General features: G+C 65.4%; 13 protein-coding genes and 1 riboswitch. Of the genes, 6 read left to right on the forward strand and 7 right to left on the reverse strand.

Features of this window, described 5'->3' with window-relative positions; translation table 11 throughout:
• Positions 1-27 precede the first annotated feature (27 nt).
• Positions 28-105, reverse strand: a riboswitch (SAM riboswitch).
• A 167-nt stretch (positions 106-272) separates the two neighbouring features.
• Complete coding sequence (locus IEX41_RS05255; protein WP_188789129.1) at positions 273-2,144, forward strand: cation:proton antiporter domain-containing protein; 1,872 nt, start codon at positions 273-275, stop codon at positions 2,142-2,144.
• Between the two features lie 169 nt (positions 2,145-2,313).
• Here IEX41_RS05255 and IEX41_RS05260 read toward each other — a convergent pair whose 3' ends face one another.
• The 5 genes from IEX41_RS05260 to IEX41_RS05280 form a co-directional block, all read right to left on the reverse strand.
• On the reverse strand, positions 2,314-2,826 hold the full coding sequence (locus IEX41_RS05260) for a CarD family transcriptional regulator (protein WP_188789130.1): 513 nt from the start codon (positions 2,824-2,826) through the stop codon (positions 2,314-2,316).
• Between the two features lie 295 nt (positions 2,827-3,121).
• Positions 3,122-3,460, reverse strand: a complete 339-nt coding sequence (gene fdxA, locus IEX41_RS05265) for a ferredoxin FdxA (RefSeq protein WP_188789131.1) — start codon at positions 3,458-3,460, stop codon at positions 3,122-3,124.
• A 58-nt stretch (positions 3,461-3,518) separates the two neighbouring features.
• Entirely contained in the window at positions 3,519-3,899 is a 381-nt protein-coding gene (locus tag IEX41_RS05270) for an RNA-binding S4 domain-containing protein (RefSeq protein ID WP_188789132.1), read from the reverse strand.
• A 1-nt stretch (position 3,900) separates the two neighbouring features.
• Entirely contained in the window at positions 3,901-6,873 is a 2,973-nt protein-coding gene (locus tag IEX41_RS05275) for a helicase-related protein (protein ID WP_188789133.1), read from the reverse strand.
• 58 nt (positions 6,874-6,931) lie between these two features.
• A complete protein-coding gene (locus tag IEX41_RS05280; RefSeq protein ID WP_373285604.1) occupies positions 6,932-7,498 on the reverse strand; it encodes a tetratricopeptide repeat protein in 567 nt (188 codons plus the stop codon).
• A 64-nt stretch (positions 7,499-7,562) separates the two neighbouring features.
• On the opposite strand from IEX41_RS05280, the gene IEX41_RS05285 reads away from it, so the two are divergent.
• The 4 genes from IEX41_RS05285 (at position 7,563) to IEX41_RS05300 (ending at position 11,656) form a co-directional block, all read left to right on the forward strand.
• Entirely contained in the window at positions 7,563-7,853 is a 291-nt protein-coding gene (locus IEX41_RS05285; RefSeq protein ID WP_188789134.1) for an SCP2 sterol-binding domain-containing protein, read from the forward strand.
• Complete coding sequence (locus tag IEX41_RS05290) at positions 7,854-8,825, forward strand: alpha/beta fold hydrolase (protein ID WP_188789135.1); 972 nt, start codon at positions 7,854-7,856, stop codon at positions 8,823-8,825.
• A gap of 204 nt (positions 8,826-9,029) precedes the next feature.
• Entirely contained in the window at positions 9,030-10,067 is a 1,038-nt protein-coding gene (locus IEX41_RS05295; protein ID WP_188789136.1) for a ligase-associated DNA damage response exonuclease, read from the forward strand.
• Positions 10,064-11,656: an ATP-dependent DNA ligase gene (locus tag IEX41_RS05300; protein ID WP_188789137.1), complete on the forward strand. Its 1,593-nt coding sequence runs from the start codon at positions 10,064-10,066 to the stop codon at positions 11,654-11,656. The genes IEX41_RS05295 and IEX41_RS05300 overlap by 4 nt, the downstream gene beginning before the upstream one ends.
• 2 nt (positions 11,657-11,658) lie before the next feature.
• On the opposite strand, the gene IEX41_RS05305 is transcribed toward IEX41_RS05300, so the two are convergent.
• Both IEX41_RS05305 and IEX41_RS05310 read right to left on the reverse strand, forming a co-directional pair.
• Positions 11,659-11,829, reverse strand: a complete 171-nt coding sequence (locus IEX41_RS05305) for a hypothetical protein (protein WP_188789138.1) — start codon at positions 11,827-11,829, stop codon at positions 11,659-11,661.
• Positions 11,830-12,011: 182 nt separating this feature from the next.
• Complete coding sequence (locus IEX41_RS05310) at positions 12,012-12,203, reverse strand: hypothetical protein (RefSeq protein ID WP_188789139.1); 192 nt, start codon at positions 12,201-12,203, stop codon at positions 12,012-12,014.
• 175 nt (positions 12,204-12,378) lie between these two features.
• Here IEX41_RS05310 and IEX41_RS05315 point away from each other — a divergent pair, with 175 nt between their 5' ends.
• Positions 12,379-14,205 carry a M3 family oligoendopeptidase gene (locus IEX41_RS05315; RefSeq protein ID WP_188789140.1) on the forward strand — a complete coding sequence of 609 codons (1,827 nt, stop codon included), beginning with the start codon at positions 12,379-12,381 and terminating at the stop codon, positions 14,203-14,205.
• Positions 14,206-14,291: the final 86 nt, after the last annotated feature.

Below are 14,291 nucleotides of genomic sequence, written 5' to 3' on the forward strand. Positions count from 1 at the left end.
AAAAAAGCCCCGACGCGGTCAAGCGAAAGGGGCTTTCGGTCGACCTCTTTAGCGGGATGTTTAACGTGGCCCGCAATCCGGTAACAAAGCGCCACGGCGCCCGAATTACGCCCCGACAGACCGTGCGTCAAGCGTGCAGCGTTTGGGGCGGTAAATGTCTGCTTGCCTTTCATGCGGCAGACATGACGCCGTGCCATCCTTTCCGTGAGAGCGGTTGTGTTCGGGGGCGGCCCCGGCCCATCATGCAGGCAATCCAAAGACGCGGGACGATCATGACGGGATTTCTCTACCAGGCCTCGGTGTATCTTCTGGCAGCGGTGATCGCCGTGCCCATCGCGGCGCGGCTGGGGCTTGGGTCAGTGCTGGGTTACCTGATGGCGGGCATCGCCATCGGGCCGGGGCTGGGACTGGTCCATGCGGATGCGGACCTGCTGCACTTTGCCGAGTTCGGCGTGGTCATGATGCTGTTCATCATCGGGCTCGAGCTTGAGCCGAAGGCGCTGTGGGGCATGCGGCACCGGCTGATCGGACTGGGTGGCAGCCAGGTGCTGCTGACCATGTTCGCGGTGATGGCTGCGGCCATGGCGATGGGGCTGGACTGGGCCCCGGCGCTGGCCTGCGGCATGGTTTTTTCACTCTCCTCCACCGCCATCGTGCTGCAGACCCTGAGCGAAAAGGGCCTGATGCAAAGCTCTGGCGGGCGGTCCGCCTTTTCAGTGCTGCTGACGCAGGACATCGCGGTGATCCCCATGCTGGTTGTGCTGCCGCTGTTCGCCATTCCGGTGATGGCGCAGCTGTCGCCGGACGGGTCGATCTCGCTCCCGTCGCCCGAGGCAGACGCCCACCACGCCATGAGCCTCGTCGACGGGCTGCCGGGCTGGGCCGTGGCGCTTGTGACGCTGGGGGTCATCGCGTCGATCATCGTGGCAGGGATTTACGGCGCGCGCCCGCTGTTTCGGCACATCAACGCTGCCCGCCTGCCCGAGATGTTCACCGCCATCGCCCTGCTGATCGTCGCGGGCATCGCCTTCCTGATGGAGCTGATCGGCCTGTCCCCGGCCCTTGGCACCTTCCTTGCCGGCGTGGTGCTGGCAAACTCGGAATTCCGTCATCAGCTGGAATCGGACATCGAGCCGTTCAAGGGCCTGCTGCTAGGGCTGTTCTTCATCACCGTGGGCGCTGGCATCGACCTTGGCGCCTTCATGGCCGAGCCATTCACCATCCTCAGCCTCGCCCTTGGGCTGATCCTGCTCAAGGGCGTGATCCTCTACGGGCTGGCGCGGGTGTTCAAGCTGCGCAAGCGGGGGCGGATGCTATTCACCCTGTCGCTGGCGCAAGCGGGGGAATTCGGCTTCGTGCTGATTTCCTTCGCACTGCAGCTGAACATCTTCACGCAAGGGTTGGGGCAGCGGCTGCTGCTGGTGGTCGCGCTGTCGATGCTGATCACACCGCTGCTGTTCATCCTGTTCGACTGGCTGTCCTCGCGCATCGAGGAAGCGCGCGAACAACGGCCCGCTGACAAGGTCGAGGCGGAAGGCCCCATTATCATCGCCGGCATCGGGCGCTTTGGCCAGATCGTCAACCGGCTGGTGCAAAGCAGTGGCTACAGGACGGTGGTGATCGACCACGACATGCAGACCATCGAGCTGATGCGCCGTTTCGGCTTCAAGGGGTTCTTCGGCGATCCAACCCGCCCCGAACTGCTGCACGCAGCGGGAATCAAGGACGCCAAGGTGCTGGTTGCCGGGCTGGACGATCCCAAGGCCACCACCAAGCTGGTGCGCTTCGCCCGGCGCATGCGCGAGGATGTGTTCATCATCGCCCGTGCCCGTGACCGCACCCATGTCTACGAACTGTACCAGGCCGGAGCGAACAAGATCGTGCGCGAGATGTTCGACAGCTCACTGCGTGCAGGGCGCTACGTCCTCGAAGAAGTCGGCATGACCGAATACGAGGCGGCACTGGCGCAGCAAACCTTCTACCACCACGATCGCGAAACGATACGCGAGCTGGCGGCGCTGTGGGATCCGAACCTGCCATCCGGCGAGAACGAGGCTTACATCGAGCGTGCCCGCGAGCTGGAAAAGGAACTGGAGACGGCGCTTTACACTGCCCTGTCCGAAAGCCGCAACGACGCGGCCTGAGAGGCCGACCCCGGGCGCGCCCTCCCCCCCTCAGGCCTGCCCCACCCGCCCCCGGCTTGACTGGGTGGGTCAGGTAGGCCGGCGGAGGACCGGCCGCAGACATGAAAAAAGCGGACCCTGAGGCCCGCTTCTTTCGGTTCGCAGTCTTGCGGTTCGCGATGGTGCCGGATCAGGCGGCGCGCAGGCCGAGCACCTCGTCCACCTTGCGGGCGGCCGACACTTCGTCACCGCCAGACACGGCAGCGACTTCACGGGTCAGACGCTCGAGCGCCGCTTCGTAGAGCTGACGTTCGGAATAGGACTGCTCGCGCTGGTCGTCGGCGCGGTGCAGGTCACGCACCACTTCGGCGATTGCGATCAGGTCGCCCGAGTTGATCTTCTGTTCGTATTCCTGAGCGCGACGCGACCACATGGCGCGCTTCACCTTCGCCTTGCCCTTGAGGGTCTTCATGGCTTGGCTCACCACGTCGGGCGAGGACAGGCTGCGCATGCCGATCTCGGTCGCCTTGTGGGTGGGCACACGCAGGGTCATCTTGTCCTTCTCGAAAGAAATCACGAAGAGTTCCAGCGTCATGCCGGCAACTTCCTGCTCTTCGATCGAGATGATCTGGCCGACGCCATGCGCCGGATAGACCACGTGATCGTTCGGGCTGAATTCGTTCTTCTTGGTCTTGGTCGTCATATGCAACAGGGTCCTCAGCAGCCGAGCCGCCAGATACGGACAGACAACAAAAACGCGCACGGCCATGCTACGCATGCCGTTCGCTGAGACTATAGAAGTCCTTGGTTATCCTGCCGGGCGCAGACGTGCCCGGTTTCGCATCAGTGGCTTTGTCATTTCTGGGCAGATCATAACATAAATCGGCCCGCTTTCCCAGAATCTTGGCGAATGCCCGGATTCTGCGTGGAATCATATGGTTGCACGCAAACGGACGGCCCGGATCAACGCCAGACCGTCACAACGTGCGAATCGCGCCTCAGCCGCCTTCGCCCGGCGCTTCGGAGAAGTACTTCTCCATCTTGCCCGCCTCGCCGTCGCGCTCTTCAGCCTCGGGCATCGGGTCTTTCTTGGAGATGATGACCGGCCAGAGTTCCGAATACTTGCGGTTGAACTCCACCCACTTCTCCATGTCGGGATCGGTGTCCGGGCGGATCGCATCGGCGGGACACTCGGGTTCGCACACACCGCAGTCGATGCATTCGTCGGGGTGAATCACCAGCGTGTTCTCACCCTCATAGAAACAATCGACCGGGCACACCTCGACACAGTCGGTGTACTTGCAGGCGATGCAGTTCTCGGTGACCACGTAAGTCATGGGCAATCCATCCGTCAGGCATTGGCGATATCCGGCCTAGCTAGACCAGCCGGACAGATCATTCAAGGGCATCCCGGTGTCGATCGAGCAACCGGCGGTCGCGCTTGGTCGGGCGCCCACCACCGTCGTATTTCGGCGCCTTGGGTTCCGGCGCTTTCGGCGTCGGCGGGTCGAGGTCGTCGTAGAGGGCCTGCGCCTCCGGCGCGGGGCCCCTGCGGGTGCCAAGGGCGAGAATGCGGATCACCCGCACCTCCCGCCCTTGGGAAAAGGTCAGTGTGTCACCGACGGCCACGCCATAAGCAGGCTTGGCCACCGGCAGGCCGTTCACCCGCAACCCGCCGCTCACGATCTTGGCGGCAAGGCTCCGCGTCTTGAAGAAGCGGGCCCGCCAGAGCCATTTGTCGATGCGCAGCTTTTCGGTCGCGGGTGCGTCGGTCACGTCAGTCCTTGTTCTTGAGCCCCATCAGCGCCGCGGCGAAGGGGTTGTCGGGGTCGATCTTCTGCTCCTTGCGGGGGCGCGATTCGTAGGTCTTGGGACCCTTTTCGCCGCCGCCGGGCTTGCCCTTGCCACCCTTGCGGGGGCCGCCCTTGCCCTGCGGTGCGCCGCGGCCCTTGCCACGGTTGCCGCCGGCCTTCTGACCGTCACGGCCACCTTCACGATTGCCGTCGCGGCCACCTTCGCGGCGCGGGCCGCGCTGGCGGTTTCCGCCACCCCAGGTGAAGGTATAGAACACCTCGGTCTCGGGGCCGGAGAGCGCCTCGTCCGGTGCGGTGCCGGGCAGGATCTCTTCCTCGGGGGTCTCGGCGATGCCGTCGTCCACCTCGCTCGGCTGCGGATCCTCATTGACGGGGGCAAAACCTTCGTCGTCGAGCGCGTCCGCAGGCACGACCTCATCGGCGGCGGCAGGGGTTTCCGCGGCCATCGGGTCGGCACCGGGGGTAGCCACTTCCTCCTGCGCGGCGTCGAACACGGGCTGGGTTTCGCCCGGCTCGCCCGACGGATCGGAGGTTTCGGTGACCACGGCATCGGCCGCGCGCACCTTGGTGCGCTCGCCCTTCTCGGCCTTGTAGCCAAGACCGCCCATGAGATCCGAGAACTGCTCCAGGGTCATGCCGGTGATCGACAGCATGTCGGGGTTCGCCTCGAAGCCGCCACGGCTGTCCTGAGCGCGCAGCAGGTCGGCGAGCCGTTCCAGCATGTCGATGCGGATCGCCCGTTCGCCCGCCGGACGGTAGCCCGCCAGCGCGTAATGCTGGGCCGGCACGTCCCTGATGTTCGGCACTGTCACGAGGCCCGGAGGGGGCGCCTCGGGGAAGGTCTCGAGGCCCGCGTGCAGCGACCACAGCACGAGACGCAGGCGCGTCGGTGCGGGCTTGAGCAGCAGCGGCATGAAAATGGTGTACTGACCAAAGCGCAGCCCGTGCTTGCGCAGGGCGCCGCGTGCGTCCTGATCCAGCTGCTTGACCTCATCGGCCACCTGACCGCGCGGCAGAATGCCCAGGCTTTCCACCATACGGAAGGCAAAGCCACGGGCCAGCCCGGTGAGCGCTTCGTCGTGCGACAGGTTCAGCAGCGGTTCGAACAGCGCAGCGATCTTGCGGTCGATGAAGTGCTGCAAGCGGCGTTCCACCTTTTGCACCACGTCCGGACCGGCGATCTCGTCCACGAAGGCCGTCACGCGCGGTTTCAGCGGATCATCGCCGCGTGCCAGCTTACCCACCGCCTGCTCGCCCCACATGAGGCCGCCCTGTTCGGTGAAATCGATCTCGGTATCGGGTGCGTTGTAGAAGCGATCCGCCCGCAGGTGGAACTGCGGCGCGAGCGCCTGCAGAGACGCCTGTTTCAGCGTCTTGGCCTCCTGGCCCGTTGCTCCTGCATCCTGACGGAACCGGAATCCCTCCAGACGGCCGACGAATTCGCCTTCGACCGTCACTTCACCCTTGTCGTTCACTTCGGCCAAGAGGGCCTCCTTCTGCTTCAACCGGCGAAGCAGCACTGATGTCCGCCGGTCAACAAATCTTTGCGTCAGCCGCTCGTGGAGCGCATCCGACAGTGCGTCTTCTACAGCGCGGGTGGCCCCGCGCCAATGGCTTTCGTCATCGACCCAGCCCTTGCGCTGAGCCACGTAGGTCCAAGTGCGGATAAAGGCCAGACGTTTCGACAACGTATCTATGTCGCCATCGGTCCGGTCGATCCTCTTCACCTGCCGGGCCATAAAGTCCATGGGAATCGATCCGCGTTCGTGCAGGTGCTTGAAGATAACCTGCAACAAGCCCGCGTGTTCCGCATGAGAGATGCCGCGGAAATCGGGCACCCGGCAGACATCCCACAGAAGCTTGACCGATGCAGGGCTGGATGCGCGGGCCATGACCTCGGCCTCGCCCGAGAGAGATTTCAGTACCTGCAGGTCGTCGGCCTCGCGGGCTTTCATCAGCCATTCGTCATCGGGGCTTTTCTCGAGCGAGCCGACAAGGTGGTCGACGGTGCCGAACCGCAATTCATGGTTGCGCCAGTTGAGCTTGCGGATCGGCGTGAAACTGTGACTGGTGATCGCGTCGACCCAGTCGTCGGGGATCTGGCCCGCGTCGCCGGTGGTGCCGAATGTGCCTGACTTCATCCCCCGTCCGGCACGCCCGGCAATCTGCGCCAGCTCGTTGGGCTGAAGTTCGCGCATGCGCCGGCCATCGAACTTCGTCAGGGATGAAAACGCCACGTGGTCGATGTCGAGGTTGAGCCCCATGCCGATGGCATCGGTGGCGACAAGGAAATCCACGTCACCGTTCTGGTAAAGCTCGACCTGCGCGTTGCGTGTCCGGGGGCTCAGCGCGCCCATGACCACCGCGGCACCGCCCTTGGTGCGGCGGATCAGCTCGGCGATGGCATAGACATTATCGACCGAGAACCCCACGATGGCCGATCTGGGCGGCATCCGGCTTATCTTTTTCGAACCAAGATAGCTCAGCTGGCTCATCCGCTCACGGCGGATGAACTCCACGCCCTTTACCAGCTGCGAGATCGGCCCGCGCATGGTGTCGGCACCAAGGAACAGTGTCTCGTGCAGGCCGCGCATGCGCAGCAGGCGGTCGGTGAAGACATGCCCCCGCTCGGGATCGGCGCAGAGCTGGATCTCGTCGATGGCGACGAAATCGCAGCCCATCCCCTCGGGCATCGCCTCCACGGTGCAGACCCAGTACTGGGCCCGGGGCGGCACGATGCGTTCCTCGCCGGTGACCAGCGCCACCACCGAAGGGCCGCGCGCCGCGACCACCTTGTCGTACACCTCGCGCGCCAGAAGCCGCAGCGGCAGGCCGATCATGCCTGTCCTGTGGCCCAGCATCCGTTCTATGGCGTAATGGGTCTTGCCTGTGTTGGTCGGGCCGAGAACGGCCGCGATCCTTGCGCGCTCGGGCATATCGCCGCCTTTTGGTCTTCGAGGTCGTCGCCCGTATATAGGGCGCCTTTCGCTGCGATCAGGTCTCGATGCCCTGAACCCGGCCTGCGAGCCGCTCCAGCGCTTCGGTCACGGCCTCGTCATGGGGCCGCAGCTCAAGTACCTGCGTATAGGCGTCATACGCAAGGGCATCGTTGCCCAGCTGCTCGTGCACCGCAGCCACACCGCGCAAGGCCCCGAAATGCTGGGGATTGAGCGCAAGCGTGTGTTCCAGTGCATCCATGGCGGGGCCGAACATCTCGGACCCGTAATAGGCCAGCGCCAGCACATGCCAGCCCTCGGCGAACTCCGGCGCATGGTCGGTAAGCGCGGTCAGATGATCGATCGCGGTAGGCAGTTCGTTCACCTCGAGCGCGTCGCGCCCGCGCTTGAGCAGTAGGTCCATGGCGGCAGAGCCGGACTTCGACCACTCCGTCTGGATGTTGCGTTCGATCCGCGCCGCAGCCTCGGCGCTGTCGGCGGCGCCAAGCTGTTCCAGCAGCTCTCCGGCGCGGGCCTGCGCCCACGATCCCGAGGGTATGGAAAACAAGACTGTGAGGGCAGCTGCCGCCACGATACGTTTGCCTATGGGTCGATCCATGCTCATACCTTCACAGTACCCCGAAGTTGCTGGGAATCCAGCACAGGATTTCGTGAAGAAAGGATCAAGCATGAGCAAGGTTGTCGAGGCGGCAGTCGAAGCCCTGAACAAGAAGCTGGACGGAGAAGGGTTCGACGGCGTGGCAAAGTTCGACATCGAGGACGAAGGCTCCATCATCGTCGACCAGAACGGCGCCCGCGCAGGAGACGACGATGCGGATGTCACGCTGAGCGCCGACACCGACACTTTCCAGAAGATCATCGAAGGCGATCTGAACCCGACCACCGCATTCATGTCGGGCCGCCTGAAGATCGACGGAGACATGGGCGCCGCCATGCGCCTCGGAGGAGTTCTGTCCTGAATGCTGCCTGACGCCCCGTTCCATGCCGAGCTGGCGGAAGGCCCCGAGGGCGCCCGCGGCTTCTGGCTGACGACCGATGATTCCCTGCGCATCCGCGTGGCCCACTACCCGGGCCCCGAAACGGCGCGGGGCACGGTGCTGTTCTTCCCTGGGCGCACCGAATACGTCGAGAAGTATGGGCGCGTCGCGGCGGATTTCGCTGACAGGGGCTATCACACTTTCGCGGTGGACTGGCGCGGCCAGGGGCTTGCGGACCGCATGCTCGGGGATCGCCGGGCGGGGCACGTGAACCTCTTCCGCGATTACCAGCGCGACGTGCGTGCCATGGTCGAGGCGGCACAAGCGCTGGCCCTGCCCAAGCCGTGGTTCGTCGCCGGCCATTCCATGGGTGGGTGCATCGCGCTGCGGGCGCTGACGGACGGGCTCGAGGTGTCCGCAGCGGCCTTCACCGGCCCCATGTGGGGCATCCGCATGCCCGCTCCCCTGCGTCCTGCCGCATGGGCCCTTGGCTGGTCCAGCGCGAGGTTCGGGCTGGGGCACGTATACGCGCCTTCGACCGGACCGAACAGCTACGTGGCCAGCGCCGCTTTCCTTGGCAACCTGCTCACCCGGGACGAGGACGGCTGGAATTACATGGTGCGGCAGGTGTCCGATTTGCCCGAGCTGCAGTTAGGCGGGCCGTCCCTGCGCTGGCTGCACGAGGCGCTTGGTGAATGTGCGGCGCTGTCGCGCCTGCGCTCGCCCGCCATCCCCGCCATCACCTTCGTGGGCAGCAACGAACGCATCGTCGACGTGCCGCGCATCGCGGCACGCATGGCCGCCTGGCCCGGAGGCCAGCTCGAGACCGTGGCGGGGGGCGAACACGAGGTGCTGATGGAAGACGCGGTGACCCGGGGCCGCATCATCAGCCAGATAGTGCAGGTCTTCGAGAAGGCTGGCGGCGGGACTGGCGAGGTTCAGCACATCGCCTGACCGTTTGCGGGCCCGCCCCTTGTCGGGACTGTCCATTGCCGGGACTGCCCTTTGACCGGACTGCCCTTTGCCAAGCCTCGACCTTATCAGGCTTGTGTTCTGATCAACCGTCTTATGTCCTGCCCGGCGCGGGCCGTCACCGGCGCCGGGCCTTCCCCCGCCCAGAGTCTTCCCCCGCCCTGAGCTGGCGCTATGTCAGCCGGCATGAGCGACGTTCTGACCTTTACGGACCGGGGCATCTACTGCCCGGCAGGCGATTTCCACATCGACCCGTGGCGCCCGGTGGACCGGGCGCTGATCACTCATGGCCATTCCGACCACGCCCGCCCCGGCCATGGCGCCTATCTCGCCACGGAGGGCGCCGCCCCGGTGATCCGCCATAGGCTGGGGGCTGACATCACGCTCGAGACCATCCGCTATGGCGAGGAACGGCGCATCGGCAGAGCCACCGTCAGCTTCCATCCCGCCGGGCATATCCCCGGTTCGGCGCAGGTGCGCGTGGAGGTGGGCGGCGAGGTCTGGGTGGTCTCTGGCGATTACAAGCTGGCGCCGGACGGACTGTGCGAGACGTTCGAGCCCATCCGCTGCCACGCCTTCATCACCGAATGCACTTTCGGCCTGCCGGTGTTCAAATGGGCCCCGCAGGCGCAGGTTGCTGCCGAGATCAACGACTGGTGGGCCGATTGCGCCGCCTCAGGGCGGACCGCGATGCTGGGGGCTTATTCGCTCGGCAAGGCTCAGCGCCTCCTCGCGCTGGTCGATCCGGGCATCGGGCCCATCCTCACCCATGGCGCGGTCGAAAACACCAACGAAGTGCTCCGCGCGCAAGGCTATACCCTGCCGCGCACGTTGCGGGTGACGCCGGATCTGGACCCCAAACACCACATGAAACAGCACGGGGGCGCGCTGGTGATCGCGCCGCCCTCGGCGCTTGGCACGCCATGGGCGCGGCGCTTCGGCGCGGTGTCGGCGGGGGTCGCCTCGGGGTGGATGCGCATGCGCGGAGTGCGGCGGCGGCGCGGCGCGGACCGGGGCTTCGTGCTGTCGGACCATGCCGACTGGGCCGAGCTGCAGACCGCCATCCGCGAGACCGGCGCAGAGCGCATTTTTGCAACTCACGGCTACACCGAGATCTTTTCGCAGTGGCTTGCCTCCGAAGGCTATGACGCCAAGGTCGTGCCCACCGAGTTCGGCACCGAAGATGACAGTGCCGAAGGCGACAGCCACGGGGACGCCGCATGAAGGCCTTTGCCACCCTTTTCACCGCCATCGACCAGAGCACAAAAACCACGGTCAAGACCGCCGCGCTGGCCGAGTATTTCCGCACCGCCCCGGCGCAGGACAAGCTGTGGTGCGTCGCGCTGTTCTCGGGCCGCCGCCCAAAACGCGCGGTGACCACGACACAGCTGCGCGAATGGGCTGCCGAGCGCGCCGGGCTGCCGCTCTGGCTGGTCGAGGAAAGCTACCCGGTGGTAGGCGATCTGGCAGAGACCATCGCCCTGATCCTGCCCCCCGCGCAGCATGAGGGCGACGCCAGCCTCACCACATGGATCGAGGGGCTACTGGAATACCCCGCGCTGGATCTCGAAACCCGCAAGGCCCGTATCCTAGAGGCGTGGGACCAGCTCGATGAGACCGGGCGGTTCCTCTTCAACAAGCTCATCACCGGGGGCTTTCGCATCGGCATCAGCCGCAAGCTGATGACCCGCGCGCTGGCGCAGGCCACCGGGCAGGACGAAGCAGCCATGGCCCTGCGTCTGATGGGCGACTGGACGCCGCAGAGTACTTCGTGGGAGCGGCTCATCGAGAACCCCACACCCGAAGAGGACGACAGCCGACCCTACCCTTTCTACCTCGCTTACCAGTTAGAGACGGCGCCCGGGGATCTGGGCAACCCGCACGATTGGCAGGCGGAATGGAAGTGGGACGGCATCCGCGGCCAGCTGATCCTGCGCGGCGGCGCACACCACGTCTGGTCCCGTGGCGAAGAGCTGATGACTGACCGTTTTCCGGAACTCGCCCGCGCACTGGATTTCCTTCCCGAAGGCCTAGTCTTCGACGGCGAAATCGTCGCGTGGGACGGCACGCAGCCTCTGCCCTTCAACACGCTTCAGCCGCGCATCGGGCGCAAAACCGTACCGAAGAAGCTGCTCAGGGACGCGCCCGTGGTGCTGCTGGCCTACGATCTGCTCGAGGCAGACGGCACGGACCTGAGGGACACGCCACTCAAGAAACGTCGCGCCCGACTGGATCAGCTTCTCGAGGGCCTGCCACCTGACGCCCCGGTACGCCCGTCCCCGGTAATCGGCTTTGACGACTGGGAGGCGCTTGCGCAGGTCCGCGCCACCGCGCGCGAGGAACGCGCCGAGGGGCTGATGCTCAAACGCCTTGATGCACCCTACCTTGCGGGGCGCAAGAAGGGCGACTGGTGGAAATGGAAGCTCGATCCGCTGACCGTCGATGCGGTGATGATCTATGCTCAGCAGGGCAGCGGACGGCGGGCGAACCTCTTTACCGACTTCACCTTCGCGGCATGGAACGGCAATGAACTGGTACCCTTCACCAAGGCTTATTCAGGGCTCACCGACGCAGAGTTCAACCGCATCACGGCTTGGGTGCGCCGCAACACGCAGCAGCGCTTCGGCCCGGTGCGGCAGGTAAAGCCCGAACTGGTGTTCGAGATCGCCTTCGAGGGCATCCAGCCCTCGCCCCGCCACAAGTCCGGGCTGTCCCTGCGGTTCCCCCGCATGGCGCGCTGGCGCGAGGACAAGCCCGCGCAGGAGGCCAACACTCTGGACGACCTGCGCGAGATGCTGGCGCTATACGGCTAAGGTCAGGCAAAGGAGCCCACCAGCCCCACCGTGCCGCCTATGCCGGCCACCGTCACGTTGCACGAGGTGTCGCCCGAGGACACCTCGACGGTCTCGCCCGCGTCGACCGACTGCGTGGTCCAGCCGTACACCGAGGCGCGGGCAGCGCTGCCCTCAGCCGCCAGGGACGGCACGAAGACGACAGCCTCTCGGCCTGCACCGGCGTCTCGCCCATTCCAAGGCCATTCTCGGGGGCCTCGGTCTGCGCGGCGTCATCGCCCCCGGCATCCTGTTCTCCCTGTTCCGTGTCGGCGTCGTCCGACTGATCCACGTCCCACTGTCCGGCGCCTGCCTCCCCGGCACCGGCCCCCGCCTCTTAAGCCATCCCGCAGTCGGCCCCGAGGGTCACCGTGCCCTTGGCCAGCTCCATCACCACAACGCTGCAATCGGCCTCGCCCGTGCTCACCATGGTCGCGCCGCCCGACCCGAGGCTCACGTCCCTGCCGTTCACCCGCAGCCGCGCGGCCACACCCGCCGTGCCCAGCCACGACACGACACGACACGACACGAACGCACCGCGCCGCCCCATTGCAAGGCGAGCGGCGATTGCGCCCGCACCCAAGAATGCAGCCGGAAGTCGGTGCCACGCCAAACCGCCGCACTGCCAAATTCGCGCCGCGCCATTGCCTTGCAGGGGCGTGCGACCCTATGTCTGAGGACAAACACTGCATGCGAGGACCAAGATGACGTTCGCCTTTTCCCACACCAGCCCCGTTCGGGACGCCAATGCCTCTGCCGGAGGCCGCGATCTGGGCGCCCTGCCCGAGTGGGATCTGTCCGATCTCTACCCCTCCCAGGACGCCGCCGAACTGAAGCGCGATCTCGACTGGCTCGAGGATGCCTGCGCCCGCTTCTCCGAGGATTTCGAAGGCAAGATCGCCGGGCTCTCCCCCGAGGGTTTCCTCGACATGGTCAAGCGCCACGAGCGGATCGAGGCGGTGGGCGGACGCCTGATGTCCTACGCGGGCCTGCGCTACTACCAGCAAACCACCGATGCGGAACGCGCCAAGTTCCTCTCGGACCTGCAGGAAAAGGTGACGATCTACACCACACCGCTGGTTTTCTTCACCCTGGAGCTCAACACCCTCGAGGATGACGCCTACGCCGCGCTCTTCGAGGATGCGGACCTCGCCCGCTACAAGCCTGCCTTCGACCGCGTCCGCGCAATGAAGCCCTACCAGCTCTCGGATGAGCTGGAACACTTCCTGCATGACATGGGCGTCGTCGGGGATGCTTGGATGAAGCTCTTCGACGAGACGATCTCGGGCCTCGTGTTCACGATCGGAGGCGAGGAAGTCGGCATCGAGACCGCTCTCACCGAGCTCACCGAACAGGACCGGTCGCGCCGCGAGGCCGCCGCCCATGAGCTTGCCCGCGTCTTTGGCGAGAACATCCGCACCTTTGCCCGCGTCCATAACACGCAGGCCAAGGAAAAGGAGATCATGGACCGTTGGCGGGGCATGCCTTCGGCCCAGATGGGCCGCCACCTCAGCAACGACGTGGAACCCGAGGTGGTCGAGGCGCTGCGCGACGCGGTGGTGAACGCCTACCCGCGCTTGTCGCACCGCTACTATGCGCTTAAGGCGAAATGGCTCGGGCTCGACACCATGCAGGTTTGGGACCGTAACGCACCCCTGCCCATGGAATCCGACCGCATCGTCGGCTGGGACGAGGCCCGCAACACCGTGATGGACGCCTACGAAGGCTTCGATCCACGCATGTCCGAGATCGCCGAGCCGTTTTTCACCAAGGGCTGGATCGACGCCGCGGTGACGCAAGGCAAGGCCCCCGGCGCCTTCGCCCACCCCACGGTAACCGATGTGCACCCCTACGTGATGCTCAACTACCTTGGCAAACCGCGTGACGTGATGACCCTCGCGCACGAGCTGGGCCATGGCGTCCACCAGGTGCTGGCGGCGGGCCAGGGCGAAATGCTCGCCTCCACGCCCCTCACCCTGGCGGAAACCGCGTCGGTTTTCGGCGAGATGCTGACCTTCCGGTCCATGCTCGACCGCACCACCGACCCCAAGGAGCGCAAGGTCCTGCTCGCAGGCAAGGTCGAGGACATGATCAACACGGTGGTCCGCCAGATCGCCTTCTACGATTTCGAATGCAAACTGCACGAGGCGCGCCGCGGCGGGGAACTCACCCCTGACGACATCAACGCCCTGTGGATGTCGGTACAGGCCGAAAGCCTCGGGCCCGTCTTCGAGTACATGCCGGGATACGAGACCTTCTGGGCCTACGTTCCTCACTTCGTGCACTCGCCCTTCTACGTCTACGCCTATGCCTTCGGCGACGGCCTGGTGAACGCGCTCTACGCCGAGTTCCAGCAAAACCCCGATGGCTTCCAGGACAAGTACTTCGAGATGCTCAAGGCTGGCGGCTCCAAGCATCACAGCGACCTGCTGGCACCCTTCGGCCTCGATGCGTCCGATCCCAAGTTCTGGGACAAGGGCCTGTCGATGATCGAAGGCTTCATCGACGAACTCGAAGCCATGGAAGACTGACGCCTGCAAGTCGGTTCCAGTGCGCCCGGGAGTCCCCGTCCCGGGCGCACCCTGTCCTTCTTCTCTTTCCAAAACCGCAGGTGTCG

It is taken from the genome of Salipiger pallidus, assembly GCF_014643635.1.
GTDB lineage: Bacteria > Pseudomonadota > Alphaproteobacteria > Rhodobacterales > Rhodobacteraceae > Salipiger > Salipiger pallidus.

Excerpts from the sequence above, each read along its gene's own strand:
- IEX41_RS05255 (WP_188789129.1), top strand. The coding sequence starts at position 273 with ATGACGGGATTTCTCTACCAGGCCTCGGTGTATCTTCTGGCAGCGGTG.
- IEX41_RS05260 (WP_188789130.1), bottom strand. The coding sequence starts at position 2,826 with ATGACGACCAAGACCAAGAAGAACGAATTCAGCCCGAACGATCACGTG.
- fdxA (WP_188789131.1), bottom strand. The coding sequence starts at position 3,460 with ATGACTTACGTGGTCACCGAGAACTGCATCGCCTGCAAGTACACCGAC.
- IEX41_RS05275 (WP_188789133.1), bottom strand. The coding sequence starts at position 6,873 with ATGCCCGAGCGCGCAAGGATCGCGGCCGTTCTCGGCCCGACCAACACA.
- IEX41_RS05280 (WP_373285604.1), bottom strand. The coding sequence starts at position 7,498 with ATGAGCATGGATCGACCCATAGGCAAACGTATCGTGGCGGCAGCTGCC.
- IEX41_RS05285 (WP_188789134.1), top strand. The coding sequence starts at position 7,563 with ATGAGCAAGGTTGTCGAGGCGGCAGTCGAAGCCCTGAACAAGAAGCTG.
- IEX41_RS05290 (WP_188789135.1), top strand. The coding sequence starts at position 7,854 with ATGCTGCCTGACGCCCCGTTCCATGCCGAGCTGGCGGAAGGCCCCGAG.
- IEX41_RS05295 (WP_188789136.1), top strand. The coding sequence starts at position 9,030 with ATGAGCGACGTTCTGACCTTTACGGACCGGGGCATCTACTGCCCGGCA.
- IEX41_RS05300 (WP_188789137.1), top strand. The coding sequence starts at position 10,064 with ATGAAGGCCTTTGCCACCCTTTTCACCGCCATCGACCAGAGCACAAAA.
- IEX41_RS05315 (WP_188789140.1), top strand. The coding sequence starts at position 12,379 with ATGACGTTCGCCTTTTCCCACACCAGCCCCGTTCGGGACGCCAATGCC.